Raw genomic sequence first — 22,811 nt, 5'->3', positions numbered from 1 at the left:
AGAGTTATATTCTAGTATATTTATTTAATCATTAATTTACTTCTGATAATTTTATATTATAGCAGCCTTATCAACGATCTATAATTGGTGGTTCACAAATAGATTTCAACGATGCCCAAAGACAACAAAACCGCCACCACATCGCGCCCAAGTCTTTGATTCCTAGGGCTGCAACATCATCTCATGGAAAAAGCTGTTTAAATTTTATGGTGTTTATCTGCTAGTAATTCCTGAAGTTTCAGAATATTTTCGGCAGTAAGAGTGATTTTGATTTCCAGTTCTTGTTCTACATCCCATAGCAACATAAGATTATCTTCGCCTAGGGCAAATTCGACATTTTTCAGTTCAAGGGTTTGATATTTAATTTCGGGAATTGCTATCCGAATTACTATCTCCGATTCTAACTGAGGATAAATGTAAAGTTGCTGTTGGAGGTTGTCTAGTTCCAGCTTCTGAACTATGGTGTTCCTTTCGACTGGAGAATCTGGTTTGTACCAATACAGAGTATCCCCACGAATTTCAGGATTGACCATAATAAAATTTTCGTCAAACCGCTGGGGATGCCAGTGAATTTCACTCATATCGCCGGCCAGCGGAATAATGCGCTCCACCCAGGTAATTGCTTTGCCATTGAGATTTGCCCACCACTGACTGATATGATGTAAATTCTCAGTATTGTTGGGGTTGTTAGTTTCCAATTCCCAAACTATTTTTAGTTCCATATACAGGTTCTCCAGCGAATTTATTTTTTTGGTAGTTTGCACTTTCAATTGGAGATTTATTTTTTCTACAATACTCTCAATGGACTTACCAATTATTTACCACGAAGATTACGTTGCACCCCTGCCACCGGGTCATCGCTTCCCGATGGGCAAGTTCCGGCTGCTTTCTGAAATGCTCGTGGCGGATGGGGTCGCCTCCCACGATCAATTTCACGCCCCGGAACTTCCTCCTTCAGAATGGATTCAATTTGTCCACGATGAGTTTTATATTCAAGCTTACTGCAACGGGACCCTTGATGCCAAAGCTCAGCGCCGAATTGGTCTTCCTTGGAGTCGAGCCCTTGTCAATCGGACTTGTATCGCCTCCTCTGGAACGGTACTGACAGCCAAGCTTGCTTTAGAATGCGGTTTAGCTTGCAATACTGCGGGAGGAACTCATCATGCTTTCCCTAATTATGGGTCGGGTTTTTGTATTTTTAACGATTTGGCGATCGCCTCTCGTGTCCTGCAAAAAATGGGTTTAGTTCGTCAAGTATTGATTGTGGATTTAGATGTACACCAAGGGGATGGAACCGCTGTTATTTTTCAAAATGACGACAGTGTTTTTACTTTTTCGATGCACTGTGAGGTGAATTTTCCAGGTACCAAACAAAAGGGCGATTTAGATGTCGCTTTGCCGATCGGTATGGAGGACGACGAATATTTGCAAACCTTGGCTAAATATTTACCAGATTTGCTGTCAGATGTCAAGCCAGATTTGGTTTTATACGATGCCGGAGTAGACCCTCACCAGGGGGACAAACTGGGAAAATTAGCTTTAACTGATACGGGGTTATTTCGCCGGGAAATGCAAGTTTTATCTACTTGTTTGGCGGGGGGCTATCCAGTAGCCTGTGTGATTGGTGGTGGCTATTGCGATGACATGAAGGGATTAGTTTATCGGCATTCGCTATTGCACCGAGCGGCCAGTCAGGTTTATCGCCAGTATCGACTTTAAACATTTGTATTTATAAAATGTCGATCGCCAGCCCTTGCCAAACAGAGACAAACTGAGCTAAAAATTATTAAACAGACGATCGCCATTATGTCCAATGCCATTGCGCCAAATCATCCGTATCCGCTACTTGTGGTCATCGTTAACTACCGAACCCCGGCTTTGACCATTGACTGCCTGCGTTCTCTAGTTAACGAAGTCGAATCCCTTCCCGGTATGCGGGTTGCAGTTGCAGACAACGCCTCTGGTGATAACTCAGTCGCAGAAATTAGCAGCGCGATCGCAGCAGAAGGCTGGAGCGAATGGGCATCCTTCGTACCCCTAGACTACAACGGCGGATTCGCCTTCGGCAACAACGCCCTGATCCGTCCCGCCCTGAAATCGCCCAATCCCCCCCCTTACATCCTGCTGCTCAACCCAGACACCGTAGTTCGCCCCGGTGCAATCAAAGCCCTGGTCGATTTCATGGACACTCATCCCGAAGCAGGAATCGCCGGCAGCCGCTTAGAAGACCCCGACGGTACCCCCCAGGAGTCAGCTTTTCGGTTTCACAGCCTGTTAACTGAACTCGATTTTGGTTGGCGCACAGGCTTCCTATCCAAGCTCTTGAAAAACTGGGCCGTAGCGCCTCCGATTTCCCAAGAAATTTGTCAAACTGATTGGGTAGCAGGAGCCAGCATGATCGTCCGTCGCGAAGTATTTGAACAAATTGGCTTGATGGATGAAGCTTATTTCATGTACTGCGAAGAAATGGACTTTTGTCTGCAAGCTCACAAAGCAGGCTGGAGTTGCTGGTATGTACCCCAAAGTCGCGTAGTTCACCTAGTAGGTCAAAGCTCAGGCGTCACTGACAGCAAAAAGCCTGCGAAACGACTGCCTACTTATTGGTTTGATTCCCGACGCAGGTACTTTCTCAAAAACTACGGCTTGGTTTACACAGCGTTAACTGATGTATCCTGGGCTTCGGGCTTTGCCACCTGGAGGGTGCGTCGCGTACTTCAACGCAAGCCCGACGGCGATCCACCAAAATTTCTCAGCGATTTTTTATTGAATAGTGTATTTTTTAAGGGGGGTAAGATTGAAAAATCCAAAAATTTTTAAAGGAGTGGGTAAATAATTCAAACCAAAATAAACCCGGTTAATATCAAGAAAATATTGTGTGATGTACCCTAGAAATTGGTATTCTAGACCTCAATAAACCGGGTTGAACCGGGAGCATCCAGATTTTGCATAGGCGAAGCATGACCGCCGACAATTTATTAGCGATAACCAGAAATTTACAGCGGTCATGCTATAGCCCCTACGAATATATTTGCAAAACACAGATGCACCCGTTAAACCTTCCTCAAAAAAACCACTAAACAAATTACTATCAGGGGCATCTAGGAACAGGGTAAACAAGCAAGAAGTGTGAATTAGAACTTATGGTAACTGACGATCAAAACTTAATTGGCAGTGCAAATCAAGTAGAAAACCCCCCACTCGGGCTGTGGCAGCAAATTAAAGAAGACTGGATTGCTCATGGTCGCGATTGGACAAAACCGGGGTTTCGGGCGGTAGCAGTTCAACGCTTCGGTGTCTGGAGAATGAAAGTTGAACCGAAGCTGCTGCGAGCTCCCTTGAGTATTCTGTATCGATCGCTCTACCGAAAAGTCCGCAACACCTACGGCATAGATTTGCCATACACCGTGAAGCTTGGCCGCCGGGTGGTGATTGAACATCAGAGCGCGATTATCATCCACGGACACTGTACGATCGGCGATGACTGCTTTATCCGCCAAGGCGTAACCCTGGGAAACCGCTATTTGGACAAACCCCTAGAATCGCCTCAATTGGGCGATCGAGTGAACATCGGCGCCGGTGCAAAAATTCTCGGCAAGGTCAGCTTAGGAGACGACGTAAATATCGGTGCCAATGCAGTAGTTTTATCCGACATTCCGGCCGGTCAAACTGCTGTTGGTATCCCCGCCAAAATTATTCAATCTACAAAGAAACAGGAAAATGCTTAAGTCAATCCTCCAAAGATTCCTTCGCCATCAGGCTATGCGTTACGGCAAGTTTTCCAACCTCTACATCAGATTCTGTAACCCCGGTTCCCAAGAATACGCCGAATTTCTCCGTCGCCACGGCAACTTCTACGCGATCGGGGAAAATTGCACCATCCTGCCGGAGACCATGTTTACAGATCCAGCCTACGTCCGCATCGGCAACAACGTCCACTTCTCCTCTTGTACCGTGATCGGCCACGACGGCTCCATCGCCATGCTCAACCGGGCTTACAACGTTAGACTAGATGCCGTAGGCAAGGTAGATATCCGCGACAACGTATTTATCGGCTACAGGGCGATCGTCCTTCGCAATGTCACCATCGGCCCAAATGCGATCGTCGGCGCCGGTGCCGTCGTCACCAAAGATGTTGCCGAGGGCGATATAGTAGCAGGCGTTCCCGCCAGACCCATCGGCCGCGTCTCAGACTTAGTGAAAAAATTGCAAGCCGAAACCCAAAGCTGGCCATGGGCGGATTTGATTAACAACCGTGAAGGCTGTTTCGACCCAGAAATCGAAGAGGAACTCTTACAGTTACGAGTCTCGCACTTCTACCGCAACACATCAACTCCCACTGCGTTGCAATTCAAGTAATCTCCCTACAGCAGTTAGAGATTACTTTTCATGTAAACTCCACAAATAAACACAATTGTATACATCATCAAAATACTGAACAAACAATGGTTGAGTCAATCACTAAGCCAATCATTTCTGCTACAGAACCAGACTGGAGTCGCGAACAAGCTGGTAAGTGGTGGGAACCCAATTGTCAACTGCTCAAATCTATCCGTAATTACCAAAAGTGGCAGCAACATGGTGGGATTTTAGGCTATTTGTTATGTCGCTTAAATATCATCTACCATCGTTTTTGGAGTGTTGTAACGGCAACAGACATCCCCTTAAACTGCCAAATAGAAGGAGGACTGGTACTGCCTCATCCTAATGGCATTGTCATTCATCCCAGCGCTTCCATTGGCCCTAACTGTTTAATTCTGCAACAGGTGACAATTGTTGGTGATGTCAAAATTGGAGGCCACGTCGATATCGGTGCAGGAGCAAAAATAATTCGCTCCGTAACCATCGGCGATCATGCTTTGATTGGTGCTAATGCTGTGGTGATCTGTGATGTGCCACCCGGTGCCACCGCAGTGGGAATACCAGCAAAAATTATCGAAAAAAAAGCGAGTAAAGCAGAAAAATCTTTTCTAGAAGTAGAAGAAACCATATCAAAATAGCTGGGCTTTGATTAAGATCTGAAACAGACATCTCCTCAAAAGACAGTGAAGAACAGCCAGGAGTGCCTGTTCCACCAATAATTATGGCAGAGGTCTCAGGAATAGTTTAGTAGTTGCATTCAACAGGAAAAACTTGAAAAAAATTGGATTAGTGGCGATCGGACGAAATGAAGGGCAGCGCCTCCGCCAATGCCTACTCTCGGCCACAAACAAAGTTTCCCGCGTCATCTACGTCGATTCCGGCTCCACAGACGGTAGCCTAGAATTAGCCCGATCGCTCGGCGCCGATACCGTAGAACTCGACCTATCCACACCCTTTACCGCAGCCCGCGCCAGAAATGAAGGCTTTACCCGCCTGCTGGAAATAGCACCAGACATCGAATTTGTCCAATTTGTCGATGGCGACTGCGAAGTCGTTGACGGATGGATCGATCGAGCCTACAACGAACTCACAGCCAAACCCGACGTAGCAGCAGTCTGCGGGCGCAGACGCGAACGATACCCCGCAGCCACCATCTACAACCAACTCTGCGACATCGAATGGGATACCCCCATCGGCGAAACCAAAGCCTGTGGCGGCGACTCCATGATGCGCGTCGCAGCCTTGCAACAAGTCGGCGGTTTCAATCCCACACTCATCGCCGGCGAAGAACCAGAGCTCTGCGTGCGTTTGCGCCAAAAAGATTGGAAAATCCTGCGTTTAGACGCCGAAATGACCCTCCACGACGCGCAAATGACCAGTTTTACTCAGTGGTGGAAGCGCGCCCAAAGAGCAGGTTACGCCTACGCCGAAGGTTCCTGGATGCACGGCGGGGAACCAGAGCGCCATTGGGTAAAAGAAACCCGCAGCATCTGGCTGTGGGGATTAATCTTGCCAGTGCTAGCCTTGGCAATGGCATTGCCGAGCAAAGGTTGGAGCCTGTTACTATGGAGCGGCTATCCCTTAGCAACTTATCGCACCTATAACTATTATGTAAAGCATCGGAATATCACCACTAAAGACGCAGCTATCTACGCTTTGTCTTGCGTATTAGCCAAATTTCCTCAGCTACAAGGTCAAATCCAGTTTCACCAGCGCAGATTACTGGGTCAACAGAGCAAGTTGATCGAATACAAAACAACCAACTCCATTAATTCCGCCAGCTAGCACCAAGCTCACTAAAATTTATTCACCACCAGAGGTAGTAAACAAATGAACAAGCAAAAATTAAAAGTTTTACTAATAGTAGAGCAATGCAATCCTGAATGGGCATCTGTACCTTTGGTTGGCTACAATTTTTTTCACAAAATCAACAAGTTAGTAGATGCCACCCTCGTCACCCATATTAGAAATAAATCAGCTCTGGAAAAACACCCAGAATATGAAAAAGTTTTCTACCTAGAAGAATCGAATTTAAACAAGCAATATTATAAGATAGTAGCAAAAGTTACGGCCAACGGGCGAGTAAATTGGCCTCTTTATAACGCATTGAGTTATCCAATATATGAAGAATTTAATCGGCAAGTATATCAAAAATTTCAAACACAAATCTTGAACGGAGACTATGACATAGTTCATGCCATTACCCCGATGATGCCACGGTATCCGTTTAAAGTAGTCACTGTATGTCAGCAGACTCCTTTTATTCTAGGGCCTGTGAATGGGGGCATTCCCTTCCCACCAGGCTTTCAAGAAACGGCAAAACAAGAATTTGCTCAATTCAACTTTTTGAGAGCAGTGGGTCGAGCCTTAATTCCAGGTTATGTAGAAACTTACAAAAAAGCTGACAAAATCTTAGCAGGTTCAACTTATACTTTGAATATGCTCAAAGATTTATTTGCCATCCCTGACGAAAGAATTGATTTGTTCTACGAAAATGGCATTTCCGATGAATTTTTAAATGCGACCCATATCAAAAATAAAGAGTCTAAGGAGATAAATCTGCTGTTTGTCGGCAGATTAGTCCCCTACAAATGCGCCGACATTGTGATAGAAGCTATTGGCAGATTAGACCCGGTAATTAAAAATAAAATCCGGTTAACAATAGTGGGAGACGGACCGGAAAGAAATAACTTGGAAAACCGAGTGCAGGAACTTAAGTTAGGGGAAATAGTGAGTTTTGCCGGATGGGTGAATCAACAAGAAACTCTGGATTATTACAGGAAAGCAGATATTTTTTGCTTTCCTTCTATCCGAGAGTTTGGCGGAGCTGTGGTAATGGAAGCTATGGCTTGCGGACTCCCCTGCATCGTTGCCAATAATGGCGGTATTGGTGAATATGTGAATGAAGAAACAGGTTTTAAGATAGAGCCAAATTCTAGGGAGTATCTCACCGAGGAGTTGACAAGTAAAATTCAACTGTTGGTTGAAGACGATCGCCTGCGGGAAAGTATGTCAGCCAAGGCGATGGAAAAAGCCAAAGAATTTGCGTGGGATAAAAAGGCAGAAAAGATTGTAGAAATTTATCAAAAAATGCTTGGCGAACCTCTAAACTCTAAAAGTTAATGTTCAAAGACAATAAAAATGGCGAGAATTTTTCTATCCGCGGGTCACGGTGGCTTTGAAAACGGGACGAGAGACCCCGGAACAGTGGCCGGTGGAACTACTGAAGCCAGGGAAATGATCCTGCTTCGGGACTTGGTGGTTGGCCAATTGCGATCGCGCGCTGTGGAAGTGCTGGCTGTCCCCGATGAACTCAGTCAAGTGCAAACCATTGACTGGATTAACTCCCGGTCTCGGATTGGCGATGTGGCTTTGGAAATTCAAGCTAGTGGCGCTTCTAACCCCTCGGTGCGCGGTGCCGGTATTTTTTATATTGCCGCCAACAACCAGCGGAAAGCTGATGCGGAAATGCTGATTATGTCCTTGCTGCGGAGGTTGCCGCAGTTACCTAACCGTGGCGCAACACCGGATACGGCTACGGGTTTGGGACGGCTGATTTTTTGTCGCTGGGTTTCTATTCCTTCGATGTTAATGGAACTGGGCTTTCTGACGAACCCGGACGATCGCCTTTTGATTCAAAATCGGCGGGGAGAGATGGCGATGGGAATTGCTGACGGATTGGAAACTTGGATTCGCCCTCGTGCGGAACCTCCAACTCCTAGCCCCATTACTTATCGATCGATTAATATCAATCTCAATGGTGGGATTTATGAAGAACAGGGGGTTTTAATTAATGGGAATGCTTATATTCCCATCGATCTAGTGGATAGATTGGGCATTGATTTATCTAATATTGCCCGACTTCGCCGCGTTAGTTACAAGAATATTGTCTACGTTCAGGCGATCGAACTGCGGGATTTTCAAGTATTAGTTACTTGGGATAATGCTAATCGGACTGTGGTTTTGCGATCGAATATCCAGCCTCCCGCTCAAGTTGGCAAAATTATGGGTGCTGGAATCACCACTGAAGTGCAGTTAATCATGTTTCTCAGAGCCAATAATCCCAGCGCTTTAACGGTTTTTCCTGACATAGCAAAGCTTTATCGCGAAGAAGCGAGGGTTGAAGGAGTCAACTACGATATTGCTTTTTGTCAAATGTGTTTAGAAACTAATTTTTTGCGTTTTGGTGACAATATCAGACCGACTCAAAACAATTTTGGAGGTTTGGCTACGGTTGGGGAAGATAGTGAAAGCGCATCTTTTGCTAGCGCCCGCATCGGCGTTAGGGCTCATATTCAACATTTAAAAGCTTACGCCAGTATTGAACCTTTGGTTCAGGAACTTGTAGATCCCAGATTTCGCTTTGTGACGCGGGGAATTGCTCCAGAAGTCGATCGACTCGGTGGGCGTTGGACAGCGGATTTGCAGTATGGCACGAAAATTACAGCCTTGGTAAGGAGGCTTTATGAATTGATGCAATCTGCGAGTTGAAGCGACTTAAACGTAGAATGCGATCGTGATTAAATTCCCGACTTCTTTAAGAAGTCGGAAATCTGGGTCTGATATTTTTTTAGAAAGTCTGTCAAAAACCAGATAATTTAGATAATCCCCGGCCCTTTGCCACGCATATCTGTTTCGGCAGTCAGTTTACCTTCTTCACCTCTTTTATCTTTAATTTCTGCCAATATCCGCGCGCGTTCTTGGGCTTCGGCTTCTTCTTTTGCTCTCAAATCACCCGGTTCGTCAATGTACATTTCGGGTTCGATGGCGTAATTGTTAACAAGACCTTCTTTGTCTATTGTATAGCCATCTGTAGTGCGAATACTTTCATCATCGGTTTGGTCATCAGTTTTGGCATCTTGCTGATGTTGTTCTGTGGTTGTGTGCATGAAGTTGCTACCTTCACGTTCTTGCCGCGCTGCTGTTTCGGCAGGAGTGATGCCCCTGTCGTAGTGGGGGGCTTGCATATTAGATTCCATTTCTACATCTTTTGGTGTTGATTTGCTAATACTCATGATTTATTCCTCGGTTATTTTTTCAAAAAGTGTCTTTGACCTATGTTTAAATACTAGACTTAAGCTCACTCATTCCCCAACTGTCTTTGGTTATAGTTTCCTAACGATCGATCTTATGACAGAAGGAATAAAAAAACTCTTTCTCACAGAAATCTTCTCAAAAGACTGTCCAGAACACCCAGGCGGTGCCCCTCAGCTTGGTCACAGGGATGCGTGGTCTACAATAATTATGAGAGAGGTCTCATCAATTTTCACCCCCCAAACTTAGTGATTACCACTATTTGACATCTATCTAAAGGTAGGGAATGGGGAATGGGCATTGGTGTCAACTTAAGCTCGAAATTAGTGCCATACTGCTGTTTTACCCTGAGATATAGATCGCCCCTAGCCCCTGGGCAGTTTCATTATCGGATGCCCAACAACCTGATATTAAATTCTTCAATTATCCCCAAATTAGGTAAAATTATTGGGGTGTCTGAGGATAAACTGTATGCGTTTGGTTAAATATATTGCGATCGCCATTATCAATACTTTCGGTGTCATCATCGGTATCATCTGGGTAGCAGTCCCCCAAACCCTCGCCCAACCTTCCCTCAACAACCAACTCCAAATCTCTGGGCGACAGCCAGACACCGAAACTCCCCAATCCCTTGCGGAATTATACAAATTGCGCGATCGCCTTAAACTAGAATTAGACCAAATTGCCAAAAATCCCGATCGCACCTCATTTTTCTCAGAACCTTGGAAACCCCAAATCCAGCGCCAAAAATCAGAAGCTTTGGTTCTGCAACTGGCCAAGGTCAACAGTAGCATTCAAATCGAAGAAACCGCCAAAAACACTTGGAATGAATCCGCTAAAATAGCCAGTGAAGCCGTCATCATCGGACGCACCGCCAAAAATTCTCCAGCTAGTTGGGAACAGTCACAACGTCTGTGGCAGTCCGCTATCAACACGCTTCGGAAAATTCCCCACGGTTCTTTTTTCGCTAGTGCGGCCATCGACAAAACCATCGACTATCAAGGCAATCTAACAGTCGCTACCTACGAATTACAAATTGCACGGAACGTACAAAAAGCCTTAGCAGAAGAACAAGAAAAACAAGAGTTAGCCAGAATAGAACTTGAGAAAAAAGAACAAGCCCGCAAAGAACTAGAAAGACAAGAGCTTGAAAAGCAAGAACAAGCCCGTAAAGAACTAGAAAGAAAAGAGTTTGAACAAAAAGAAATAGTTCGGAAAGAACGAGAAAAACAAGAACAAGCCCGCCAAGAATTAGAAAGACAAGAACAAGCAAAACAAGAACAAGCCCGCCAAGAATTAGAAAGACAAGAACAAGAAAAACAAGAACAAGAAAAACAAGAATTAGCAAAAAAATCACCAACTCCTCAAGCAACTCTCACCCCAAATCCCAGCCCACTTTTACCCACTTCAGCGCCATCTAACTTCTTCTTTGCGGGAGATACCAACAGAGATGGCGAAATTAATGACCAAGATGAACCAGGTAAAGAACAATGGTCTTTGTCTAAGGGAGCCCTAGTTCTATTTAACGACAAATCGGGCGATCGACGCAAGATACCAGTTTGGCAACAAACCAAAGTTAGCGCCCCACGCCGCCCAGCAATGCTGTCTCAAGTTCACTTAAAAATGTCGGAAAACTTCAAAGGTTCTCAAGTATTTATCACGGCTGATAACCTGGCTAGCCCTCACATAAATGTTTTTCAAAAGACCAGCGATGGCTGGCAAAATGTAGACATATCAGGTACTAAACCGCTAGTTTTTAGCAAAAATATTGTCTTAGGAGTAGAAGCCAAACAATTTGCCGATCGCAATTGGAGCGGTCGGATTAATCTCAAAGCAAATGCCATCAATAATGGTCAAGAAATAGCCTCAAAAACAATCCAAATGGGCGTTACACCTTGGATAATGCCCTCCAATAGCGCACCAGTTACAGAGGTTCAAGTTAGCGACAGAGGCTCAGGAAACAGCGAATTCATCTCCCAACTCAAACAAGCAGTAGAACCTACAGGAGCTAAAGTCAAAATCATCCAAGGAGACAAAGCTTGGATGCAGGACATTCAGAAAAATGGCTACGTTCAATTTCCCGAAAAATCCCAAACCCGCAATTTGAATGTAGCCCTACAAAACAATAGTAATGCCCTAGGTAATTATCCCCCAAAAACCAATCCCGATGAGTATTTGAGCGTAGTCAAAATCGGTCAACCTCGCAATCTAGAATCAGCAAATAAGTGGGCTGATGGCTACGGAAATTTACAAGTAACACCGCCGATTCCTGGATACCCCATGGGTCGAATTTATTACGGTAAATCCGGGAATGCTAGTTTTAATCCAGAGGTACTAGATTTTATTCAAGCTCAGCAAATTCAAGGGCCTGCGGTGGATATTGATACTTCTTGGCTGTTGACTCGCCAAGTCGATGAAATCATCAATTTTATTCCCAGTACAACTCCCGGAAAGTATATAATGGCGATCGCCAGTCCAGAAGCCGGAGTTAAGCTCCTAGAAGAATTGGCAGAAAAAGGTTACGGTGATGTTAAGATAAATCGTGGATTGAGCAATGAAATTACAGTCAGCGCTGCTTTGAAAAATCAAGCTTTAATTAAGCACAATCTCAATTTGCAAACACAAAAACTTAATCCGATTATCGATAAGTTAAAAAGAGAATTTTCCCTGAGAGATGACCAAATTATCCAAATTCCAGTGATGTTTGGCTATAGCGGTTATGCTTGGTGGCCGAATCTGGTCAATTCCGTACCTGTCAATGGCAATTTGTTAGTCTCAAATCCTCGCGGGGCGATAATTGACGGCAAGGATTATACTCAGGAAAAATTACGTCAATTACTACTACCTTTTGGTGTCAATGTTAGTTTCCTTGACGATAGGTATTATCAAGAACTGAGGGGGAATATGCAGTCTGCTACAAATACTATCAGAAAGGGAGAAGAGCGACCTTTTTGGCAGTCTTTACCTAATAATTAATAATTGCGAATGGGTAATATCGTTTACTTTTGTGTTAAGATTATTAAACCGCAGAGGCCACAGAGTTCACCGATGAAGATGAGAGAGATAAATCATTCCGATACCAACGGATTTGATATAATGCAGATGTTCCATATTCATCTGCCTTTATCTGTTAGTCCATTTGCGATACAACCGGAAACGATATAATACCAATATAATGGGTAGTTGCACATATCTCGATCCCCCTCGCATCCCCCACCCCCCTACCCCCCAAGGGGGAAAAAGGGGGACTTCAAAAAGCTTCCGGTCCCCCCCTTCTTAAGGGGGGCTAGGGGGGATCGAATTCTATGCAGCCTCATAAAAAATTGGTATAACATAACTATTTTCTTGTTTTCTCAAGAGCATCGGCGTATCATCTCAGTGCCCCGATCGCACAAATAACGTAAAATACTCAACAGCCATCTTTATACTATAATTTTATCCCTATGAGTGACCAACCAGAAAACAATCAAATTTTGACTCAGCATCCAGAAACAATTGCCACTTTAGAGTCAAATTCCCTATCAGCAGAAACTCCGCGACAAACATCCCTAGACGAACATTCTATTGCTGATTCCCAACCAGCAACAACTCAGCCAGAAACTTCCCTAGATGAAGAACATTCTTTAATTACCGATTCCCAACCAGCAGAAACTCAGCCAGAAACTTCCCTTGACGAACATTTTATTAATGATTCCCAACCAGCAGAAACTCAGCCAGAAACTTCCCTTGACGAACATTTTATTAATGATTCCCAACCAGCAGAGACTCAGCCAGAAACTTCCCTAGATGAAGAACATTCTTCAACTACAGATCCCCAACTAGCAGAAACTCCACCAGAAACTTCCCTTGACGAAGAACATTCAATTACTGATTCCCAACCAGCAGAAACTCCGCCAGAAACTTCCCTTGACGAAGAACATTCTTTAAATACCGATTCTGAACCTCTGGATTTTTCTATAGAAACTATGATAACAGCAAATATTTCAAATGCTAATGCTGACCCGGAACCCACGGTCAATCCTGCTATTACAGAAGATATTTTAAATACTAAAATTCAATCCGAAAATAGCGCTGAAACTGCCATAAAAAAAGATATTTTAATGGCTAACTTGGAAACAGAAACAGAAACTATTCCCATGGCTGCGGACATCGTACCGCCAACCATTGACTATGACAATTACCCAACTCAACTAAATCAGACTCCGAATCCCGAACCGAAAAAAACAGGAGTTTGGCAAGTTTTAGCAGTTTTTTTGAGCGGAATGTTAGTCGGTTCTGTGCTGAGTTTGGGCGCTTTGTTAGCCTGGAGAATGTATCAGGAAAGAGTCAACCTGCAAATCAAATTACCCGCAGATGTACCACTTCGTCCCAGCCCTTCCCCTATCCCAGCCACTCCGGCTAATCGACTACCTGGGATTCCCCCAGCGCCCACAACTCCACAATCACCTGTCTCCAGCATCCCGTCGCCCACTCCCACTCTGACACCAACCCTGTCTGGAGTGCCACAATTGGCCTCTCCATCGCCCTCAGCATCCCCCTCTCCCTCGCCCTCAGTATCCCCCTCTCCGGCGGCCCAAACGGCTGTGACTGAGCGAGTTAGCTTTGAACCAGGTGCGATCGGAGTTACTCTCAGAAATACTTTGCCAGACAACAAATCAAAGCGCTACTTACTGGAGTGCAATAGTGGCCAAAGCATGACATTAAAAGTTGAAGAAGGCACAGTTAGCGCCACAATTATTGCTCCTAATGGTGAAAAAGTAGGTACTGCAAATAGCACAAGTCGGTGGGAAGGTCAACTACCCAGCAGCGGGGACTACACTATTGAACTTTCTGGCGACAATAAAGCAAACTATGGAGTTAAAATTGAAGTAAAATAGTAAATCCGTCTCTGGTTCTTATTAATTATCAATCACCAATGATCGCACAAGTATCTCCAAGTATCTACGAAGCAAAAACCCAGGAAATTGCTAAAGAAATTCTTAAGGCAACTCAAGAGAAAAAACGCTCCTTTTTGGGCCAACTACAAGACCAAATGCGCTGGGACGACAAGCTGCTAGACTGGGCCATGGCTAGCCCCGGACTCCGGGTGCAATTGTTTCGATTTATTGATTGTTTACCAGCCCTCCGCAGCAAGCCGGAAATTGCTCGCCACCTGCAAGAATACCTGACTGCTGAAGAGGTAGAATTGCCCGAAGCTTTGAAAAAATTGCTCAATTTTACTAATGCTGATTCGATTCCTGGTCAATTGGCAGCCACAACAGTTGCGCCGGCGGTGGAAACTTTGGCGCACAAGTATATTTCTGGGGAAAATATCAAGCAAGTAGTTAAAACTTTAGAACGACTTCGCAAGGATAAAATGGGTTTTACCGTTGACCTTTTGGGGGAAGCTGTAATTACTGAAACAGAGGCTCAAAATTATCTCGATCGCTATTTGGAACTAATGCAGGAATTGAGCATCGCTGCGAAAAATTGGTCTCAGGTAGATGCGATCGATAAAGCTGATGGTGAAACTTTACCACGAGTACAAGTATCTGTCAAGTTAACTGCATTTTATTCTCAGTTTGACCCGCTGGATGCCAAAGGTAGTGAGGCCAAAGTTAGCGATCGAATTCGCTTTTTACTCCGTCGCGCCAAGGAGTTGGGCGCTGCTGTCCATTTCGACATGGAACAGTATGTTTATAAAGGTTTAACTCTCAGCATTCTCAAAGACTTATTGTTAGAGGATGAGTTTCGCGGACGCACGGATATCGGTATCACATTACAAGCCTATTTGCGCGATAGCAAACAAGATTTGCAAGGCTTAGTTGCTTGGGCGAAAAAACGCGGAAATCCCGTAACTGTGCGGTTGGTAAAAGGCGCTTACTGGGATCAGGAAACAATCAAAGCTATGCAGAAAGATTGGCCGCAGCCTGTCTACAATGACAAAGTTGCTACGGATGCCAACTTTGAAGAAATGACTCAGTTGCTGCTGGAAAATCACGAATATTTGTATGCAGCGATCGCAAGTCATAATGTCCGATCGCAAGCCAGGGCGATCGCCATTGCCGAAACTCTCAATATACCACGCCGCCGCTTTGAAATGCAAGTATTGTACGGCATGGGCGACAAATTGGCTAAGCTTTTGGTCGATCGGGGTTATCGCGTCCGAGTCTACTGTCCCTACGGCGATTTACTCCCAGGAATGGCCTATTTAATCCGCCGTTTGCTGGAAAATACCGCCAACAGTTCCTTCATCCGGCAAAGTTCCGAAGAAATGCCGATCGACCAATTATTAGCCGCACCAGTAGCCAAGGGCAATGACCAGCTAGTTTACAGCAAAGTATTTCCCAACGTAGCCGATACAGACTACGCCAATACCGAACTCCGCAAACAAGCAGAAACAGCCATCAAATCAGTGCGGGGAATCCTCGGACAAACCTATTTACCCCTAATTAACGGCGAATACCAAAACACCGAAACCACAGTCAACTCCCTCAATCCTTCCAACCCCACAGAAGTAGTTGGCAAAATCGGATTGCTTTCGGAATCACAAGCCAGACAAGCCCTGCAAGCCGCCAAAGATGCGTCTACCAGTTGGCGGAAAACCCCCGTCAGACAGCGCGCCGGCGTGCTGCGCAAAGCCGCAGAATTGATGGAAAAAAGACGGCACGAACTGTCAGCTTGGATGGTATTTGAAGTCGGCAAACCAGTCAGAGAATGCGATGCTGAAGTTTCCGAAGCCATTGATTTTTGTCGCTACTACGCCGACGAAATGGAACGGTTGGACCAAGGACAAAATTACGACATCGCCGGAGAAACTAACCGATACAGCTATCAGCCCCGCGGCATTTCTTTAATCATTTCTCCTTGGAATTTCCCCCTAGCAATTCCTGTGGGGATGACAGTTGCTTCCCTAGTTGCAGGGAATTGTACTTTACTCAAACCTGCGGAAGTATCCTCAGTAATTGCTGCTAAAATTACCGAAATTTTGCTAGAAGCGGGCATCCCCAAAGGCGTATTTCAATACGTGCCCTGTAAAGGTTCAACCGTGGGCGCTTACATGGTGAAACATCCCGATGTCCACATGATTACTTTCACCGGTTCTCAAGAAGTTGGTTGCAAAATTTATGCCGATGCTGCGATTTTACAACCAGGACAAAAACACCTGAAACGAGTGATTGCCGAAATGGGTGGCAAGAATGCCATTATTGTCGATGAAAGTGCTGATTTAGACCAAGCTGTAGCTGGGGTTGTTTATTCTGCCTTTGGATATAGCGGTCAAAAATGTTCCGCTTGTTCGCGAGTAATTGTCGTCGAATCGGTCTATGACACTTTTGTGCAAAGATTAGTAGAAGCCACGCGATCGCTCAATGTTGGTCCTGCGGAAAATCCCGGCACTCAAGTCGGTCCAGTTATCGATGCGAATGCTCATGGCCGCATCCGCGAATATATCGCCAAAGGCCGCGCGGAAGCTAACATCGCTTTAGAAATGTCAGCACCCGAAACCGGCTATTTCATTGGCCCAGTGATTGTGACGGAAGTACCACCCACAGGAATTCTTGCCCAAGAAGAAATTTTTGGTCCGGTTTTGTCAGTGATTCGGGCCCAGAATTTTAATGAAGCGATTACGATTGCTAACGGCACCAATTTTGCTTTAACTGGCGGATTGTATTCTCGCACGCCTTCCCATATCGATCGCGCCGCCGCAGATTTTGAAGTCGGAAACCTGTACATCAATCGCGGAATTACAGGGGCAGTGGTATCGCGGCAACCCTTCGGAGGATTCAAACTTTCGGGAGTTGGTTCCAAAGCCGGTGGCCCGGATTATTTGCTACAATTCCTCGAACCTCGCACCATCACTGAAAATATTCAGCGACAAGGTTTTGCTCCCATTGCAGGAGTAGACGATTAATCTCAAATTTCCTTGATTGTAATCTAAACAGTCAGGTATCCCGATTTTGCATAGGCGAAGCATGACCGCAGACAATTATTTACAGCCGTCATGCTATAGCCCCTACAAATATATTTGCCAAACACAGATGCACCAGCTATCTGGCTATTAAATTTGGCTTTTTGATGTTGCTAGGTTAACCATAAATTAAGTCGGCAAATCTGCCAAACAGCTCACATTTACTAAGGTTAAATCTGGAGTTGTTCGTTTAATCAAACCTGTGAGCACTTTACCTGGCCCAATTTCCACAACTCGATCGATTCCCTGTTGTGGCAATTGTAGGGAAATTTCTCGCCACCGCACGCCTTTAGTCATCTGCTGAGTCAAGCGCTGCTTCAAAGTAGCTGCACTTGTGGTAGCTGTCGGTTCCGAATTGGAGAGCACCAGCATCTTAGCATCTGAGAATCTGGCCGATTTTAAAGCTTGTTGAAACTCCGCAGCCACTGGTGACATCAGGGGAGAGTGAAAGGCGCCGGAAACATTCAATTTTAGCGCCCGTTTGACTTTGATTTTGGCCAGCAATTCTTCTACGGCTGTGGGGGTTCCAGAAATGACTACTTGTGCTTCGCTGTTATCGTTGGCTAGCACGACGTCTCGACTGTATTGAATTTGCAATTCTAGTTCCTGTCTGTCGAATCCGATCAAAGCTACCATTTGCCCGCCGGAGACATTATCCATCAGTTCGGCGCGGCGTTTCACTAAGCGCAATCCTGATTCAAAGTCAAACACACCCGCAGCATAGAGGGCGGTATATTCTCCTAAACTGTGACCGGCCACTAGGGAAGGTCGATCGAACTTTTCGCGCACTAAATCGGTCAAAATGCTTTCTATCACGTACAAGCAAGGCTGAGTGTAGAGAGTCCGAGAGAGTTTTGCTTCTTCTTGGCAAATCTCTGGGACAGACCAGCCTAAAATCTCTTTTGCTAGATCGAATTTGGCTTTGGCTTTTGGCAAGTTTAATAAGTCTGCACCCATCCCGATCGCTTGGGAACCTTGTCCGGGAAATACCCATGCTGTTTTAGTCATTTTTCCGGTAATTTACTAATTGGTATTTGCTAATTGGTGATTGCAAAAATTATTTGTTTCTCGCTCATTCACTATCTATGCGCGACTTACAATTATAACAGAGCGGGGAACTTTTTTGAAAATTTCCTATAATTTATTTCTGCTACTTTAACGGCATTACTCTTCGTGGAATAATTTATTAGCTTCCGAGTGCCGAAAGTCAATCGCAGCAAGAGAATTTTTAGTTTCACAAGCAAAAGCTACAATCCACCGCCACCAGTATTGAGCAACACGCGATCGATCGCCCGCAAGGGTTGATGCTGTGGCAGAATTGTCAGATTTTACCTCTTAAATTTTCCCGCGATCGCCCCAGAGCCTGAACACAACTAAAATGAATTTATAGTCTGTCGCCCTTGCTTCAACTTCCCCATTGAAAAATCACCGCCCCCCAACTCAAACCTGCACCGAAACCAGCCGCAGCAATAGTATCTCCCGCTTTGACTTTACCCTGACGCACGGCTTCATCCAGAGCCAAAGGAATTGATGCTGCGGATGTATTTCCGTAATGTGCCAAATTACTAATGACTTTTTCCGGCGGAATATTTAGCCTTTGGGCCACTGCATCCAGAATTCGCTGATTCGCTTGGTGTAACAGCAGCCAGTCAATGTCTGAGGCGCTAATATTTGCCCGAAACATCGCTTTTTCGATTACTTCCGGGACTTTTTTCACCGCAAACCGATAGATTTCTTGACCATTCATGGTGATAGGTTGAAAAGCACCTTGTCCAATATTCACACCCTCAATTAATTCTTGGGACTGTGCTTTGTAAGCCAGGTTGAGAGAGGAATTTTGAGTACCATCGCTGCGAATTTCAAATCCCAAAAAGCGATCGACTTCTGAAGCTTGCAATACTACCGCACCTGCACCGTCTCCAAACAGAATGCAAGTACCTCGATCGGACCAATTCACCCACCGAGATAAAATATCTGCCCCAATCAGCAACACATTTTGATAAACCCCTGTCCGAATGAACTGAGAGGCTGTCACCAAACCAAACACAAAGCCCGAACAAGCTGCTGTCAAATCAAAAGCCACAGCCTTTGTCGCACCCAAGCGATATTGAATTTGACCCGCAGTCCCAAACAAATCGTCAGGGCTCGATGTCGCCAAAATAATCAAATCTATATCTGTCGGCAAAATTTGTGCCATGGATATCGCCTGTTGAGAGGCGAATGTGGCCAAATCGCACAAAGACATTCCATGATGCGCCAATCTGCGCGATCGAATTCCTGTGCGCGCCACTATCCACTCATCAGAGGTTTCCACTATCTGACTCAAACCGTGATTATCTAGCGAAACCGGCGGTGTACAAGAACCGCTACCCGTGACGGCAATACCAAACCCTGATTGCTGCAACATTCTTCTCCATTTATGAGCGATCGGTCTAGAAATTAAAAATTAAAAACTACAAATTAAAAAAATTAAGCAGCAACTGAAATCAGTTTATTTCAGCCAAAAAACTTGTTTAATTTGACATTTTTAACTTGACATTTTTAATTTTTAATTTTCCAGTAAGTAGCTAAACATATATGTTGCGTGTCCACACCTAGAAGCAAAGCAATCGCTCAGACTAGGGACAAGCTTTGTAACTCTCTGCGGATCTATAGCAATCCTAAATCATTTGTGAATTTCTTACTCCCTCCCCTTAATAAGGGGAGGGTTGGGGTGGGGTAAAAAACTTTACGACTCCTGCAAGGACTGCTATAGTGACGTTGATTTATGTCCATCTACCTACTAACTTTAATTCCTAGCTTCTTGTTCGATGGCACTGTGGCGATATTCCGATTGAATTCGCTCCAGAACTTGGTTATCAATAGCTCCCTTCGCCAAACGCACCGCATTGGCAATGGAAGCAGCTTGAGAGGAACCGTGGCTGATAATGCAAACTCCAGCAACGCCCAACAACAAACCGCCACCGTGTTCAACGTGGTCTACCCGCTGCTTGAATCCTTGCAGACTTTTTTGCAGCAGAGGATCGTTAATTTGATGTTGGAGTCCTTTGACCAATTCTTCCTTGAGCACCTGCACCACAACTTCGCCCACAGCTTCGGCAAACTTCAACAAAACGTTGCCGACAAAGCCGTCACACACAATCACGTCGAAGTTACCAGAGAGCACATCACGACCTTCAGCATTCCCCACAAAAGGAATATGAGGGTTGTCCACCAATAATTGATGAGTACGCACTGCTGCGTCATTACCTTTAGAAGGTTCTTCACCAATATTGAGCAGACCGATTTTGGGTTCAGCCACACCCAGTACGTACTGGCTGTAAATGGTACCCATGGCCGCGAACTGCTCCAAAAATTTGGGGCGACAGTCCACGTTAGCACCGACATCCAGAATCAGTACAGCGCGACCAGCTACCATTGTCGGCAACACCGCACCGATGGCTGGGCGGTCAATCCCAGGAAGTCGTCCCAATCTCAACAGAGCCGCAGCCATGGCCGCGCCGGAGTGACCAGCGGACACCACAGCATCGGCTTGCTGCTGCTTCACCAAATTCATCGCTACGTTAATCGAAGCTTTAGGCTTGCGTTTGAGGGCACTCAAAGGTTCTTCGTGCATTTCCACCGTTCCTTCAGAAGCAACGATTTCAAGCTGACCTGCACAGACGCGGCCGTGCGCGTCTTGTTGTCGGAGCGAGTCTTCTATTTGCTGCGGGTCGCCCACCAGCAAAATCTCTACACCTAATTCTGTTTGTGCCTTAAGCGCTCCAGCCACAATTTCGGCGGGGGCGTGATCCCCACCCATAGCGTCTATTGCAATTCTTGCGCGTGTCGATCCCATTGCCCAATCTTTGAGAAACCTTCAAGATTCTACCAGGAAGTCTGGAGCCTGAGTCGAGAAGTATGAATAAAGAATTACATTTGGCGATCGCCAAATGAGACTATTGCCATGGAGGACCCTACTGATACAGTCTAAAATCCTCGAATCTTCAACTTAAAATCTCAAATCGGTGGACGGGAAATTCCCAAACTCAATGCAATAGTTAATAAGACTTTAGGAGTGGAAAATGCTGGATTTATTTAGCTCTGGAATTATATCTGTGTGGCTGCATATGGCTGGGGTCAGCAGTGCCGGGGCAAATGCCGCCTCGGTGCTGGCTTGGGAGGGAGGGATACCAGGGTTAGGAGTCGCGATGGATTTGGCGAACGGGGGAGTCTCACGGACCAATCCCGATTTACCAGCCTCCACCGCAGTGCAGGAATTTCTCAAGGATTTGAAGAGGAAGGGGCTGACTGAGGGAAATCAGGGAGTTTGGGTCCAGGCGGGAATGTTGCCACTGGTAAGTCAGCAGGGAACCACACTGATGCCAGGGGCTTCCCTGACCAAAATTGCCACTTCTCTGGCTTCCCTAGAAACTTGGGGTGCGGATTATCAGTTTGAAACCCGGTTCCGGGGGACTGGGCCGATTCGCAATGGCGTGTTGCAGGGGGATTTGGTGGTGAGCGGGGGGGGCGACCCTCTGTTTGTGTGGGAGGAGGCGATCGCCGTTGGTAATGCTCTCAACGATCTGGGAATTCGTCGCGTCGCGGGCAATTTAATTGTGACTGGCAATTTCCGCATGAATCAACAGTCCGATCCTGTGACGGCGGGGGATTTGTTGCGGGAGGCCCTCAATGGTCGCAGTTGGTCGCGGGATGTCCAGTCAATCTATTCTAAAATGCCTCCGGGTACGAAGCGACCGCAGGTGGTTGTGGTTGGTAGCACAGTTGCTCAGCAGCAATTTGTGGGTTCTGGGCGGTTGCTGATGACGCGGCGATCGCTCCCTTTGGTGGAAATTCTCAAGCAGATGAACGTCCACAGCGATAATCAAATGGCTCAGATGTTGGCTGACAATTTGGGCGGGGCAAAAATTGTGCAGCAGCAAGCTACTTGGGCCGCTGGTGTGCCGGCGGCGGAACTTCAATTAGTTAACGGTTCGGGATTGGGAGTGGAAAATCAGATGTCTCCCAGGGCTGCTTGTGCAATGATGCAGGCGATCGGGCGTTATCTTCAAACTACTCCGTTGACTGTTGCTGACTTGTTTCCGGTGTCTGGGCGCGATGCAGGGACTCTCGAACATCGGCACATTCCCCCCTACGCTGTGGTGAAAACAGGCACTTTGGACAGCGTGATTGCCTTGGCTGGAGCCATACCAACGCGCGATCGGGGTTTAGTTTGGTTTGCAATCATTAATCGCGGTACCGATTGGGACTCTTTGAGAGCGCAGCAAGATGTGTTTTTACAAAAATTGGTTGGCCGTTGGGGAACAGCATCGACTTTACCGAAGGTAATTACGCCCCATATTGACGGCCGCAGACCAGCCCTAGGGGCAGCAAATCGCAGCGATATTTTGCTGGGAGGTTGACCGTTGACAGTTGTCAGTTGTCAGTTGACCGTTGTCAGCGAACAGCGAACAGTCAACAGCGAACAGTC

General features: G+C 45.9%; 17 protein-coding genes. 12 read left to right on the top strand and 5 right to left on the bottom strand.

Going from position 1 to position 22,811, the window contains the following annotated elements; translation table 11 throughout:
* Positions 1-197 precede the first annotated feature (197 nt).
* Positions 198-722, bottom strand: coding sequence for a hypothetical protein (locus P2A85_RS12450; protein WP_377480384.1), 525 nt, complete (start codon positions 720-722; stop codon positions 198-200).
* Between the two features lie 79 nt (positions 723-801).
* On the opposite strand from P2A85_RS12450, the gene P2A85_RS12445 reads away from it, so the two are divergent.
* The 8 genes from P2A85_RS12445 to P2A85_RS12410 all read left to right on the top strand — a co-directional run bounded on the left by P2A85_RS12445 (position 802) and on the right by P2A85_RS12410 (position 8,850).
* Complete coding sequence (locus P2A85_RS12445) at positions 802-1,719, top strand: histone deacetylase (protein ID WP_377480381.1); 918 nt, start codon at positions 802-804, stop codon at positions 1,717-1,719.
* Positions 1,720-1,806: 87 nt separating this feature from the next.
* Positions 1,807-2,817: a glycosyltransferase family 2 protein gene (locus P2A85_RS12440; protein ID WP_377480378.1), complete on the top strand. Its 1,011-nt coding sequence runs from the start codon at positions 1,807-1,809 to the stop codon at positions 2,815-2,817.
* 323 nt (positions 2,818-3,140) lie between these two features.
* Positions 3,141-3,725 carry a serine O-acetyltransferase gene (locus P2A85_RS12435; protein WP_377480375.1) on the top strand — a complete coding sequence of 195 codons (585 nt, stop codon included), beginning with the start codon at positions 3,141-3,143 and terminating at the stop codon, positions 3,723-3,725.
* A complete protein-coding gene (locus P2A85_RS12430; RefSeq protein WP_340521945.1) occupies positions 3,718-4,356 on the top strand; it encodes an acyltransferase in 639 nt (212 codons plus the stop codon). Before P2A85_RS12435 ends, P2A85_RS12430 begins: the two co-directional genes overlap by 8 nt.
* A gap of 86 nt (positions 4,357-4,442) precedes the next feature.
* Positions 4,443-4,997, top strand: a complete 555-nt coding sequence (locus P2A85_RS12425; RefSeq protein WP_377480372.1) for a serine O-acetyltransferase — start codon at positions 4,443-4,445, stop codon at positions 4,995-4,997.
* A gap of 133 nt (positions 4,998-5,130) precedes the next feature.
* Entirely contained in the window at positions 5,131-6,144 is a 1,014-nt protein-coding gene (locus P2A85_RS12420; protein WP_377480369.1) for a glycosyltransferase, read from the top strand.
* Positions 6,145-6,189: 45 nt separating this feature from the next.
* Positions 6,190-7,482: a glycosyltransferase family 4 protein gene (locus tag P2A85_RS12415; protein WP_377480366.1), complete on the top strand. Its 1,293-nt coding sequence runs from the start codon at positions 6,190-6,192 to the stop codon at positions 7,480-7,482.
* Positions 7,483-7,500: 18 nt separating this feature from the next.
* On the top strand, positions 7,501-8,850 hold the full coding sequence (locus P2A85_RS12410) for an N-acetylmuramoyl-L-alanine amidase (RefSeq protein ID WP_377480362.1): 1,350 nt from the start codon (positions 7,501-7,503) through the stop codon (positions 8,848-8,850).
* Between the two features lie 107 nt (positions 8,851-8,957).
* Here the strand turns inward: P2A85_RS12410 and P2A85_RS12405 are convergent, their stop codons facing one another.
* Positions 8,958-9,374, bottom strand: a complete 417-nt coding sequence (locus tag P2A85_RS12405; RefSeq protein WP_377480359.1) for a hypothetical protein — start codon at positions 9,372-9,374, stop codon at positions 8,958-8,960.
* A 490-nt stretch (positions 9,375-9,864) separates the two neighbouring features.
* On the opposite strand from P2A85_RS12405, the gene P2A85_RS12400 reads away from it, so the two are divergent.
* From P2A85_RS12400 to pruA, 3 genes are all read left to right on the top strand, one after another.
* Positions 9,865-12,369 carry a protein-arginine deiminase family protein gene (locus tag P2A85_RS12400; RefSeq protein ID WP_377480356.1) on the top strand — a complete coding sequence of 835 codons (2,505 nt, stop codon included), beginning with the start codon at positions 9,865-9,867 and terminating at the stop codon, positions 12,367-12,369.
* 467 nt (positions 12,370-12,836) lie between these two features.
* On the top strand, positions 12,837-14,270 hold the full coding sequence (locus tag P2A85_RS12395; protein WP_377480353.1) for a hypothetical protein: 1,434 nt from the start codon (positions 12,837-12,839) through the stop codon (positions 14,268-14,270).
* 38 nt (positions 14,271-14,308) lie between these two features.
* Positions 14,309-17,284, top strand: coding sequence for an L-glutamate gamma-semialdehyde dehydrogenase (gene pruA, locus P2A85_RS12390; RefSeq protein WP_377480349.1), 2,976 nt, complete (start codon positions 14,309-14,311; stop codon positions 17,282-17,284).
* Positions 17,285-17,470: 186 nt separating this feature from the next.
* Here the strand turns inward: pruA and fabD are convergent, their stop codons facing one another.
* The 3 genes from fabD to plsX all read right to left on the bottom strand — a co-directional run bounded on the left by fabD (position 17,471) and on the right by plsX (position 21,179).
* Entirely contained in the window at positions 17,471-18,349 is an 879-nt protein-coding gene (gene fabD / locus P2A85_RS12385) for an ACP S-malonyltransferase (RefSeq protein ID WP_340521928.1), read from the bottom strand.
* 397 nt (positions 18,350-18,746) lie between these two features.
* Positions 18,747-19,748 carry a beta-ketoacyl-ACP synthase III gene (locus P2A85_RS12380; RefSeq protein WP_371119221.1) on the bottom strand — a complete coding sequence of 334 codons (1,002 nt, stop codon included), beginning with the start codon at positions 19,746-19,748 and terminating at the stop codon, positions 18,747-18,749.
* Positions 19,749-20,129: 381 nt separating this feature from the next.
* On the bottom strand, positions 20,130-21,179 hold the full coding sequence (gene plsX, locus P2A85_RS12375; RefSeq protein WP_341736880.1) for a phosphate acyltransferase PlsX: 1,050 nt from the start codon (positions 21,177-21,179) through the stop codon (positions 20,130-20,132).
* A gap of 226 nt (positions 21,180-21,405) precedes the next feature.
* Here plsX and P2A85_RS12370 point away from each other — a divergent pair, with 226 nt between their 5' ends.
* Positions 21,406-22,743, top strand: a complete 1,338-nt coding sequence (locus P2A85_RS12370; RefSeq protein WP_371115825.1) for a D-alanyl-D-alanine carboxypeptidase — start codon at positions 21,406-21,408, stop codon at positions 22,741-22,743.
* Positions 22,744-22,811 lie beyond the last annotated feature (68 nt).

The sequence above is a fragment of the Microcoleus anatoxicus genome (genome assembly GCF_042465725.1).
Lineage (GTDB): Bacteria > Cyanobacteriota > Cyanobacteriia > Cyanobacteriales > Microcoleaceae > Microcoleus > Microcoleus anatoxicus.
Note: the sequence above shows the minus strand (reverse complement) of the source record. Positions and strands in the feature narration are given on the sequence as shown.